The following is a 12,597-nucleotide window of genomic DNA, read 5'->3' on the forward strand; positions in this document are numbered from 1 at the left end:
CTTTGCCATGACACGATGCCTGCATCCGCTGATCACCGGTACGTCGGCCCTCCCTGCGACGCCACTCGACCATTTTTCCCTTGCCGGAGCCACTGCCTGAGCATGTCCGACTCCAGCTTCACGCTTACCCCTATCGGCACCATTCACAGCGACTTTCCCGACAAATTTGGTGTCCCCCGGCAACCGGGACTCGTCAAGGACGCCAGAGCCTGGCTCAAACTCGAGGGCGAGTTTGCCGATCCCTTGGCGGTCAGGGACCTCGAGGAATTCAGCCACCTGTGGCTGACGTTCATCTTTCACCTTAGTCCGCAACGCTGGAAACCGATGGTTCGACCGCCTCGCCTCGGCGGAAATGCCCGAATTGGCGTATTCGCCAGCCGCAGCACACATCGTCCCAACCGGCTCGGGCTATCCCTGGTCGAGTTGCTCGACATCGACACCACGGCGGGAGTCCGCTTGCTATTGGCTGGCGCCGACCTGGTGGATGGCACGCCGGTGGTCGATATCAAGCCGTACCTGCCTTGGGCCGAGAGTCGACCCGATGCCAAGGCGGGATTCGCACCCGCAGCCCCTATCCAGCATGCCGTGTCCTTTTCTTCCGAAGCGCAGGCTGCACTGGATGATCACCCACACGGTGCATCGCTTAGTCGCTTGATTGTCCAGGTCCTGAGCCAAGATCCTCGACCGGCCTATCGTGGTGATGACGACCAACGCCAGTACGGCGTCAGCCTGCGCGACGTCAACGTGCGCTTCCATGTCGAGCATGAACATGAAAAAGGCGCCCTACGCTTCTGCGTGGACGCCCTGGAGCGGAACAGCTGACACGATAAGTAACGTACAGCCTTTAGGTAACTGCGGCCTTGCCGATAGAGCTGCGCGATCCAATACATCCTACGACATCAGCGAGCGCTTCCCTCAGCTGGGATCCGCCGCCTGCAACAGGCGGCTGGCCACCCAGCCTACCGCACGATCATCATCGACGTAGACGTGACTCCAGCCATCGACCTCATCGATCACGTGGACCTGCTCACCTTGGCCGGCCCACTCAATCACGGGGAAGGCAGTCGAGCCCCCTTCACGCACATTGGCCCCGCGTACCTTGATCTGCCTGACCGCAAGCCCCGCCAGGACGGCCTCGAGGTTTTCCGCGGCCACGGCGACACCCGCTGAAGACGCCCGTGAGAAACGACTCAAGGCCTGGCCAATATCACGCTCTACCCCCGCCCCCTTGAGGTACAACAACCCAAGGTTGTTCTGGGCCAGCGGCGAGCCCGCCTCAGCGGCTTGGCGATACCACTCGGCCGCCTTGGCGACATCCTGAGGGACCAGTCGTCCCGCTTCATAGAGCCCGGCGAGTTCAAGTGCTGATGAGACGCTGCCGAGCTCTGCCGCTCGCTCCAGCAGGGACAGGGCTTGCCCGGTATTCTGCTCGACGCCTCGTCCCTCGAGAAACAGGATGCCGAGGTTATGCAGTGCGTCCTTGTCACCCTGTTGCGCCAGAGGCAGCCACTGTTCATACGCGGCGGGGTAGTTGCCACTGACATAGGCATCGATGCCGCTTTGCACGCTTGCCAGGGCCATTGCTGGCGTCAGCAGCAAGCCCGCTGCTACGCTTATCCATCGCTTCATTGTTTCACGCCCTCTTCCAACATATGTCCATGCGACACCCCACACCATGCAACGCGGGAATGCATTCTCAGTCGATGACCCCGGAGACACCCAGCCCCACCGTCGGCCCCCCATGGGATGCGCCGATCCCTAGCCCCACACTCCAGCGACCGTCATCTGCCGTGCGCCGGAGGCTCACACCCAGGGCCGTTTCTCCGTTGTGGTAGCCAGTACCAATGTGGTAAGTGAATTTCCCCGCGACATAAGGGGCATCCGCCATGGCAGCCAGGGCGGCGATGCCACCACTGGCATCACGCTCGACTTCATTGATCTTGTCGCTGAGATGGTCATAGGCGTGGCTGAACTTGCTATCCAGCGCATTCAGCTGGCCAACGTTGACCGCATCGTAGGTCGACGTCCCTGACGCAACATTGTGAATCTGTACAGGCTCATCACCCTTACCGAGACTGACAGATCCATAGTCGACGCTGCCGTCATCCTTGCGGTCATAGTTGACAGCGCCCTCCTGCACGGACTTGAGCTGACGCACATTGACTGCATCGGTATCTTCGGTACCTCCGGCCACGTGGGTGATCTGGCGTTCACCGCCTTCGCTCCCGACCGACAGCGCGCCCTGGGACGATGCCACCGCAACGTCAGAGAAAGCTTCCTGCTTGCCATTCATGCCCTCGCGATCGGCAATTGCCCCGCTGCCGAGAGCCACGCCACCCTTGGACTCAGCGACGGCCTCTCCGCCAATGGCGATGCTGTCATCGCCCTTGGCCTGGGCGGCAAGAGCGCTGGAGTTGGCCTGGAAGTACTTGCTGTCCTGCGCCGACACTTGCAGATCGCCAACGTCTTCCATCAGGTCCCAGATCTGACCGCCATTGACAGCCTCGCTGCTGCCTTGACTGATGCTGCCATCCGCCACGTTGGTGATAAGCGTACCGCCAGTGCCCCCTAGCGTGATCTGACCCTTGTCACCGTCTGCGTCATATTGCACCGCGCTATCCGCCAGCGCTGCGACATCGCCGTTCATGTCATCGATGACGTCCTCGATGCCATCCACATCGCCTTCCACCCGAGCCACACGGTCATTGGTGTCCTTGAGCTGGCTGCCGTTGATCGCTTCCTTGCTATCACTGGCAATCTTGCCGTCAGCCACGCCATCCAGCACCGTTCCGCCCGCAGCCCTCGTCTTGGCACCGAGGGTCACCCGGCCCCAGTTGACGCTGCCATCGCCCATGCGGTCGTAGGCCACCAGCTCGTTCATCGCCTGATGGGTCGCGAAGAGCTGACTGCCATTGATGGCATCGGTGGAATCCGCTGCCACACGTCCCGCCGCCAAGTGGGTCAGCGTGCGCTCCTTGCCCACTGCACCGACACTGACCGTCGCCAAGGGGGAACCGCCTGCCACTGTACGAGACTGACCAAGAAGGGTGACGGTATTCGTTGCCACGGCATCCTCTGTCACGGACTGCGCGCCCAGGGCAACAGCACCTGCCTGAGTGGCCTTGGCCCCGGCACCGAGAGCCACGGACTGTTCCCCGCCACCCTGTGCCGACGAGCCGATCGTCACCGCATCGGCCAGGGAGCTATGGGCCTGGTCGCCGATGGCAATTGCCCCGGCTGCAGCCTCTTCCACCTTGGCTTGGTAACCGACACCGATGGCGTCGTCGGCATTGACCACAGCACCAGGGCCCGCCGCCATGGCATTGTCACCTGATGCGACGGAGTCTTCGTCTACGATGCCGTTGGCATGGAAGAACAGTGCATTGGTATCCGATAGCGAGCCGATGGCCCCCTTGAGCTGACGCAACGTCACCGCGTCATGGTCCTCGACACCATCGGCGACATGAGTGACCTGTCGGTACTCGCCAGTCTTGCCAACAGAGACTTCACCCAACAAGGTGCCGTCACCCGTGTTGTAGGAGACCACACCGGAACCCGCTGCAAACTGCCCAGAAACCGGAGCAATCGCGCGATCGGCCTTTGCCCCGCTGCCCAGTGCGACGCTGGACGCGACGCTGACAGAGGCTCCCTTACCGATGGCGAGGCTATTGTCACCCATGGCGCTGGCAGAGGGCCCCATCGCCAGGCTATCCACACCTGTGGCGACAGACACGTCACCAGTGGAGTTGGCCTTGTAGTAGCGCGCGTTAGCCTCTATGCCTCCGATGGCATCGATATTGTCCTGAATGTCATCGCGGTTATCTCTGATGGCGCTGGCATTGATGCTGATATTGTCGGCGTTGTCGCCGATATCCGTTTCCGCCTCGCCCAAACGGGTATCCAGTCCCCCCACCGCCTGGTTGGTGGCGTATAGCTGGCTGCCGTTCACCGCATCGGTGCTGGTCGCGGTCAGGTTTCCTTTCGCCACATTAGTCAGCTTGGTGCCATCGGTTCCGCCGGCGAGGGTGATACTGTCGGTATCGACATGGTCGTTACTGTCCAGGTCATACTTGACCACGCCCGCATCCAGGGCACCCACCGCCTGATTGGTGGCGTAAAGCTGGCTGCCATTGACCGCGTCGGTACTGGTAGCGGATAGCTGGCCCGCCGCGACATTGGTGATAGTGCGCTCGCTACCAGCAGCGCCAACGCTGACGGTACCCTTGGCATCGCCACCCGCGAAGGTGTACTCGGTTCCCGCCACGGTACCCTTGGCGGTATCGACGACTGCCGCCGTGGTGGCACCGTTACCTAACGCCACGCTGTTGGCAATGCTAGCGTTGGCCCCATTGCCGATGGCCACACTATTACTGGCGCTGGCCTTGGCCACCGGTCCCATGGCCAGGCTGTCGGTACCGCTGGCATCGGCGCCATCAAGAGTAGACTTGGCTTGGTAGTACTTGTTGCCGCTCTCGAGCGCATCGATATCACTATTGATCGTGGTGATATCGCCTCTGTTTTTGGCCACTTCTGTATTCGTAGCGAACAACTGACTACCGTTCACTGCATCGGTACTGGTCGCGGATAGGCGACCTGCTGCCACGTTGGTGATGGTGCGCTCGCTACCGACGGCACCCACACTGACGGTGCCCTTGGCATCGCCACCAGCGAAGGTGTACTCGGTGCCCGCCACGGTACCCTTGGCGGTATCGACGATAGCGGCCGTCGTGGCCCCGTTACCCAGGGCCACGCTGTCGGCTACCGAGGCATTGGCACCATTGCCGATAGCCACGCTGTTGGTGGCGCTGGCCTTGGCCGCCGGACCCATGGCCAGGCTATCGATGCCAGTGGCCGACGCTGCCGCACCGGTGGAGTTGGCCTGGTAGTACTTAGCGTCCGTCGTCAGGTTGGCAATATCACTATTGATCGTGGTTATATCGCCTCTGTTCTTGGCCACTTCTGTATTCGTAGCGAACAACTGACTACCGTTCACCGCATCGGTACTGGTCGCGGATAGCTGGCCCGCTGCCACGTGGGTGATGGTGCGCTCACTGCCCACTGCCCCCACGCTGACGGTGCCCTTGGCATCGCCTCCGGCGAAGGTGTACTCGGTGCCCGCCACGGTGCCCTTGGCGGTATCCACGATAGCCGCCGTGGTCGCTCCGTTACCCAGGGCAACGCTGTCAGCCACCGTAGCCTTGGCGCCGTTGCCGATAGCCACACTATTGGCCTTGTCTGCCACCGCAGAGGGCCCCACCGCCAGACTATCGGTGCCGGAGGCCGACGCCGCCGTGCCGGTGGAGTTGGCCTGGTAGTACTTGGCGTCCGTCGTCAGGTTGGCAATATCGCTATTGATCGTGGTGATATCGCCCCTGTTCTCGGCCACTTCTGTATTCGTAGCGAACAACTGACTACCATTCACCGCATCGGTACTGGTCGCGGATAGCTGGCCCGCTGCCACGTGGGTGATGGTGCGCTCACTGCCCACTGCCCCCACGCTGACGGTGCCCTTGGCATCGCCTCCGGCGAAGGTGTACTCGGTGCCCGCCACGGTGCCCTTGGCGGTATCCACGATAGCCGCCGTGGTCGCTCCGTTACCCAGGGCCACGCTGTCGGCTACCGAGGCATTGGCACCATTGCCGATAGCCACGCTGTTGGTGGCGCTGGCCTTGGCCACTGGGCCCATGGCCAGGCTATCAGCGCCGGTGGCCGACGCTGCGGCACCAGTCGAGTTGGCCTGGTAGTACTTGGCGTCCGTCGTCAGATTGGTGATATCGCCTTCGTTCTTGCTCACTCGCTCGTTAGTGGCAAAGAGCTGACTGCCATTCACCGCATCGCTGCTCTCTGCCGTCAGGCCTCCATCTGCCACGTTGGTCAGCGTAGTCCCATCAGTCCCACCGGCCAGGGTAATCTTGTCAGTATCGACATTGTCGTCTCCGTCCAGGTCGTACTTGACCACACCCGCATCCAGGGCACCCACCGCCTGGTTAGTGGCGTATAGCTGGCTGCCATTGACCGCATCGGTACTGGTCGCGGACAGCTGGCCCGCCGCCACGTTGGTGACGGTGCGCTCGCTGCCCACTGCCCCCACGCTGACGGTGCCCTTGGCATCGCCACCGGCAAAGGTGTACTCAGTGCCCGCCACGGTACCCTTGGCGGTATCCACGATGGCGGCCGTGGTCGCTCCGTTACCCAGGGCCACGCTGTCAGCCACCGAGGCATTGGCCCCATTGCCGATAGCCACGCTATTGGCCTTGTCCGCCACCGCAGATGGCCCCATGGCCAGGCTGTCAGCGCCGGTGGCCGACGCCGCCGTGCCGGTGGAGTTGGCCTGATAGTACTTGGCGTCCGTCGTCAGATTGGCAATATCACTATTGATCGTGGTGATATCACCTCTGTTCTTGGCCACTTCTGTATTCGTAGCAAACAACTGACTACCGTTCACCGCATCGGTGCTGGTCGCAGACAAGCGGCCCGCCGCCACGTTGGTAATGGTACGCTCACTACCCACTGCACCCACGCTGACGGTGCCCTTGGCATCGCCACCGGCGAAGGTGTGCTCGGTGCCCGCCACGGTGCCCTTGGCGGTATCCACGATGGCCGACGTGGTCGCCCCGTTACCCAGGGCTACGCTGTCCGCCACGGTGGCCTTGGCGCCATTGCCGATAGCCACGCTGTTGGTGGCGCTGGCCTTGGCCGCCGGACCCATGGCCAGGCTATCCGTGCCGCTGGCATCGGCGCCATTCAGCGTCGAGTTGGCCTGGTAGTATTTGTTGCCGTTCTCAAGCGCATCGATATCACTATTAATCGTGGTGATATCACCTCTGTTCTTGTCCACTTCTGCATTCGTGGCATAGAGCTGGCTGCCATTCACCGCATCGGTACTGGTTCCGGATATCTGGCCCGCCGCAACGTTGGTAATAGTGCGCTCGGCGCCGCTGGTGCCTACGCTGACGGTGCCCTTGGCATCGCCACCGGCAAAGGTGTACTCAGTGCCCGCCACGGTGCCTTTGGCGGTATCCACGATAGCCGCCGTGGTCGCTCCGTTACCCAGGGCAACGCTGTCAGCCACCGTAGCCTTGGCGCCGTTGCCGATAGCCACACTATTGGCCTTGTCTGCCACCGCAGAGGGCCCCATCGCCAGACTATCGGTGCCGGTAGCCGATGCCGCCGTGCCGGTGGAGTTGGCCTGGTAGTACTTGGCGTCCGTCGTCAGATTGGTGATATCGCCTTCGTTCTTGCTCACTCGCTCGTTAGTGGCAAAGAGCTGACTGCCATTCACCGCATCGCTGCTCTCTGCCGTCAGGCCTCCATCTGCCACGTTGGTCAGCGTAGTCCCATCAGTCCCACCGGCCAGGGTGATCTTGTCAGTATCGACATTGTCGTCTCCGTCCAGGTCGTACTTGACCACACCCGCATCCAGGGCACCCACCGCCTGGTTAGTGGCGTATAGCTGGCTGCCATTGACCGCATCGGTACTGGTCGCGGACAGCTGGCCCGCCGCCACGTTGGTGACGGTGCGCTCGCTGCCCACTGCCCCCACGCTGACGGTGCCCTTGGCATCGCCACCGGCAAAGGTGTACTCAGTGCCCGCCACGGTGCCCTTGGCGGTATCCACGATGGCCGACGTGGTAGCACCGTTACCCAGGGCGACGCTGTCTGCCACCGTGGCCTTGGCGCCATTGCCGATAGCCACGCTATTGGCCTTGTCCGCCACCGCAGATGGGCCCATGGCCAGGCTGTCAGCGCCGGTGGCCGACGCCGCTGCACCAGTGGAGTTTGCCTGGTAGTAGTCAGCATCAGATTTAAGGTCAGCAAGCGCCGCCGTGTGACCATCGATGGTGGTCTTATTACCATCAATGGCGAGATTACTGGCGTGCAGCTGGCTACCGTTCACCGCATCGGTGCTGGTCGCGGACAGCTGGCCCGCCGCCACGTTGGTGACGGTGCGCTCGCTGCCCACTGCCCCCACGCTGACGGTGCCCTTGGCATCGCCACCGGCAAAGGCGTACTCAGAGCCCGCCACGGTGCCCTTGGCAGTATCCACGATGGCCGCCGTGGTCGCTCCGTTACCCAGGGCCACGCTGTCGGCTACCGAGGCATTGGCACCATTGCCGATAGCCACGCTGTTGGTGGCGCTGGCCTTGGCCACTGGGCCCATGGCCAGGCTATCAGCGCCGGTGGCCGACGCTGCGGCACCAGTCGAGTTGGCCTGGTAGTACTTGGCGTCCGTCGTCAGATTGGCAATATCACTATTGATCGTGGTGATATCACCTCTGTTCTTGGCCACTTCTGTATTCGTAGCGAACAACTGACTACCGTTCACCGCATCGGTACTGGTCGCGGATAGCTGGCCCGCCGCCACATTGGTAATGGTGCGCTCGCTACCCGCTGCGCCCACGCTGACGGTGCCCTTGGCATCGCCACCGGCGAAGGTGTGCTCGGTACCCGCCACGGTGCCCTTGGCGGTATCCACGATGGCCGACGTGGTAGCACCGTTACCCAGGGCGACGCTGTCTGCCACCGTGGCCTTGGCGCCATTGCCGATAGCCACGCTATTGGCCTTGTCCGCCACCGCAGATGGGCCCATGGCCAGGCTGTCAGCGCCGGTGGCCGACGCCGCTGCACCAGTGGAGTTGGCCTGGTAGTAGTCAGCATCAGATTTAAGGTCAGCAAGCGCCGCCGTGTGACCATCGATGGTGGTCTTATTACCATCAATGGCGAGATTACTGGCGTGCAGCTGGCTACCGTTCACCGCATCGGTGCTGGTCGCAGACAAGCGGCCCGCCGCCACATTGGTGATAGTGCGCTCACTACCCGCTGCACCCACGCTGACGGTGCCCTTGGCATCGCCACCGGCAAAGGTGTGCTCGGTGCCCGCCACGGTACCCTTGGCGGTATCCACGATGGCGGCCGTGGTAGCACCGTTACCCAGGGCCACGCTGTCGGACACCGAGGCCTTGGCGCCATTGCCAATAGCCACACTATTGGCCTTGTCCGCCACCGCAGATGGCCCCATGGCCAGGCTGTCAGCGCCGGTGGCCGACGCCGCCGTGCCGGTGGAGTTGGCCTGATAGTACTTGGCGTCCGTCGTCAGATTGGCAATATCACTATTGATCGTGGTGATATCACCTCTGTTCTTGGCCACTTCTGTATTCGTAGCGAACAACTGACTACCGTTCACCGCATCGGTACTGGTCGCGGACAGCTGGCCCGCCGCCACATTGGTGATGGTGCGCTCACTACCCGCTGCGCCCACGCTGACGGTGCCCTTGGCATCGCCACCGGCGAAGGTGTGCTCGGTGCCCGCCACGGTGCCTTTTGCGGTATCCACGATGGCGGCCGTGGTAGCACCGCTACCCAGGGCCACGCTGTCTGCTACCGAGGCATTGGCCCCATTGCCTATAGCCACACTGTTGGTGGCGCTGGCCTTGGCCGCCGGACCCATGGCCAGGCTATCGGTGCCAGTGGCCGACGCTGCCGCACCGGTGGAGTTGGCCTGGTAGTACTTGGCGTCCGTCGTCAGATTGGCAATATCACTATTGATCGTGGTGATATCGCCCCTGTTCTCGGCCACTTCTGTATTCGTAGCGAACAACTGACTACCGTTCACCGCATCGGTACTGGTCGCGGATAGGCGTCCTGCTGCCACGTTGGTGATAGTGCGCTCGCTGCCCACCGCACCGACGCTGACGGTGCCCTTGGCGTCGCCACCGGCAAAGGTGTGCTCGGTACCGGCCACGGTGCCTTTTGCGGTATCGACGATGGCAGCCGTGGTAGCACCGTTACCCAGAGCTACGCTGTCTGCCACGGTGGCCTTCGCCCCATTGCCGATAGCCACGCTATTGGCCTTGTCCGCCACCGCAGATGGGCCCATGGCCAGGCTGTCAGCGCCGGTGGCCGACGCTGCGGCACCAGTCGAGTTGGCCTGGTAGTACTTGGCGTCCGTCGTCAGATTGGCAATATCACTATTGATCGTGGTGATATCACCTCTGTTCTTGGCCACTTCTGTATTCGTAGCGAACAACTGACTACCGTTCACCGCATCGGTGCTGGTCGCGGATAGCTGGCCCGCCGCCACATTGGTAATGGTGCGCTCGCTACCCGCTGCGCCCACGCTGACGGTGCCCTTGGCATCGCCACCGGCGAAGGTGTGCTCGGTGCCCGCCACGGTGCCTTTTGCGGTATCCACGATGGCGGCCGTGGTAGCACCGTTACCCAGGGCCACGCTGTCGGCCACGGTGGCCTTGGCGCCATTGCCGATAGCCACACTATTGGCCTTGTCCGCCACCGCAGATGGCCCCATGGCCAGGCTGTCGGCGCCGGTGGCAGACGCCGCCGTGCCGGTGGAGTTGGCCTGATAGTAGTCAGCATCAGATTTAAGGTCAGCAAGCGCCGCCGTGTGACCATCGATGGTGGTCTTGTTGCCATCAATGGCGAGATTACTCGCGTGGAGCTGGCTACCGTTCACCGCATCGGTGCTGGTCGCGGATAGGCGACCCGCCGCCACATGGGTAATCGTACGTTCGGTGCTGGCAACGGCATTACCTTCGCTATCTGTCGTCGCCGCAGAACCAACACTAACGGTGCCCTTCGGCGCAGTGCCGGCAAACGTGTATTTGGTTCCCGCTACCGTTGCATCAGTCGTGCCAACGGCCTGCTCCGTGGTCGTACCACTGCCCAGCGCAACACTCGAGGCTTCGCTGGCATTGGCGCCGTGCCCAATAGCGACAGCCTCCAGGGCAGACGCGGTACCGTTGGTGCCCATCACGATGGTGTGATCGGCGCTCGCGGTTCCCGAGCTACCGATAACCGTAGCTCCCAACCCGTCAACATTGGCATTATTGCCAATAACATTGGCCTGTTTCGATGCAGAAGACACCGTGTTGCTGGATCCAGCAACGCCTGCAAAATCTGCGCTGATATCGTTGTTGTTGCCCAGCACGCGTACTGCGTTACCGTCCACGTCATTATTCATGCCGATAACGCTGGAGTACTGCGACGCGTCGCTGATCGTGTTGGAGTCACCAATGGCGTTCGCACTCTCGGCGTTGGCACCGATAGAACTATTCGTGCCAATCACCACGCTATTTGCAGCGCTGGCGGCCAGTGCGCTGCCGAGACTCACCGCGCCATCAGCGCTAGAGGTACTCCCCTCGCCAATGGCGATGGCCTTCGCCCCAGTGGCGCTAGACTCTCCCCCCAAGGCGATGGCACCGTCTTCCGTCGCCTGGGCTCCTGCGACGGCATTGCTTCCCATAGCAATGGCGCCCACGCCAGATGCCGTTGTAGGCGTCTGCAAGGTGTCATCGTTAAACAGCTTGTCAATAGCGGCACCAATGGCAATAGACTGACTTCCCGTAGCTTCAGCCCTTGCCCCCATCGCCATGCTACTTAACGCTGTAGCGCGCGCGCCTCCATCTGTATTGGCACCCAACGCGATTGCGTTATCGGCAAGCGATTGAACGCCCCCCTTCCTGGGCATGGTGCCGGATACCGCCATGGCGCCACCTATCGCGATGCCATTCTTATGGCTGGTATAGGCGGAGCGGCCAATGGACACACCACCAGATCCATCAGTGACCGTCTGATCACCGATTGCCACGCTAGATTCAGCACTACCGCCTGTCGTTGCTGCATAGCCTACTGCGACCGAACCAGGGCTACTTGCCAAGGCTCCAGCACCTAGCTGGACAGTAGTGGTTGCCCGAGTCAGTTGACGGCTGGTTCGACTGTCGCTACTGGCAGAGGTTAAGGTACTTGCATAGGGTTGCGTTTGGTCGGCGTCGTCACTACTAGATATTAGAGCGCCATCACACTCTAGACTTTCTGTCTCCGCATCTAGCACATCAACCTCAATAGAAACGCCGTCACTACCCACCTTCTCACAAGGTGTCGTCGTCTCCGTCGTGGTCGCCAATACTGGCCCAGCTGCGCTCAATAGCACCACTAACCCGAGTGAAGTGACAAGGGTCCGGCCAGAGTGCTCGTGCCCTGCCCTTCTAATTGCATCCGCAAGAGGTGTTAAGCGCGTGGGTATCCGCCCAATCCCGCTAACCAGTGCATGACACTCCATTATCACTATCCTCCAACTTCAGCAGTATTCATAAGCGAGCACCATCTTTCCGTTGAGACAAGATCTCGTCCCTCCAAAAAAGTGCCTCTAGCATGATCAAGGGAACAGGAAGCCACTAGGGAGATAGTCACCTACCTTCTCAATCAAGCGTCGCATAAAGATGCACTTAATTCACACGACCACAACGTGTCGCAATTCGTCTCCTAAAATGCATCTGACATAACAAAACATTTGCGTGCCAGCCAAAACCAACACCGACCAACCATCTTGGCTCACCATAAAATGCGGACAGAATACGCAACATTAGCTAGATACGAATATTTACACAAAGACTAATACCGATACCTACTGACAATCAACCAAATAATTGATTCGTTAATCAGCCATTAAGATGAACATTAAAATCACAACGTGCACACTAGATTCATTAGATCAGACAAAAAGAATCGGGCAGCATGAAAAATATGGACGTTAACCCGCAAAATGCGAACTCATTATCTACCAAGAGCAGGTAGGCCAAC

Annotated in this window: 3 protein-coding genes and 1 pseudogene; 1 reads left to right on the top strand and 3 read right to left on the bottom strand. The window is 61.2% G+C overall.

All coding sequences use genetic code 11. From position 1 onward, the window contains the following. The first annotated feature begins 102 nt into the window (after nucleotides 1-102). Nucleotides 103-822, top strand: a complete 720-nt coding sequence (gene tsaA / locus JF545_RS05400) for a tRNA (N6-threonylcarbamoyladenosine(37)-N6)-methyltransferase TrmO (protein WP_206940020.1) — start codon at nucleotides 103-105, stop codon at nucleotides 820-822. Nucleotides 823-915: 93 nt separating this feature from the next. Here tsaA and JF545_RS05405 read toward each other — a convergent pair whose 3' ends face one another. The 3 genes and pseudogenes from JF545_RS05405 to JF545_RS20205 all read right to left on the bottom strand — a co-directional run. Further along, entirely contained in the window at nucleotides 916-1,629 is a 714-nt protein-coding gene (locus tag JF545_RS05405) for an SH3 domain-containing protein (protein ID WP_206940022.1), read from the bottom strand. Nucleotides 1,630-1,696: 67 nt separating this feature from the next. Continuing rightward, nucleotides 1,697-11,302: a hypothetical protein gene (locus tag JF545_RS05410; protein ID WP_206940024.1), complete on the bottom strand. Its 9,606-nt coding sequence runs from the start codon at nucleotides 11,300-11,302 to the stop codon at nucleotides 1,697-1,699. Between the two features lie 39 nt (nucleotides 11,303-11,341). Continuing rightward, nucleotides 11,342-12,076: pseudogene (locus JF545_RS20205) on the bottom strand (hypothetical protein); the annotation flags it as partial. Between the last annotated feature and the right edge of the window lie 521 nt (nucleotides 12,077-12,597).

Origin of the sequence: Halomonas litopenaei (genome assembly GCF_017303055.1) — a bacterium.
GTDB classification, from domain to species: Bacteria; Pseudomonadota; Gammaproteobacteria; order Pseudomonadales; family Halomonadaceae; genus Halomonas; species Halomonas litopenaei_A.

Excerpts from the sequence above, each read along its gene's own strand:
- tsaA (WP_206940020.1), top strand. The coding sequence starts at position 103 with ATGTCCGACTCCAGCTTCACGCTTACCCCTATCGGCACCATTCACAGC.
- JF545_RS05405 (WP_206940022.1), bottom strand. The coding sequence starts at position 1,629 with ATGAAGCGATGGATAAGCGTAGCAGCGGGCTTGCTGCTGACGCCAGCA.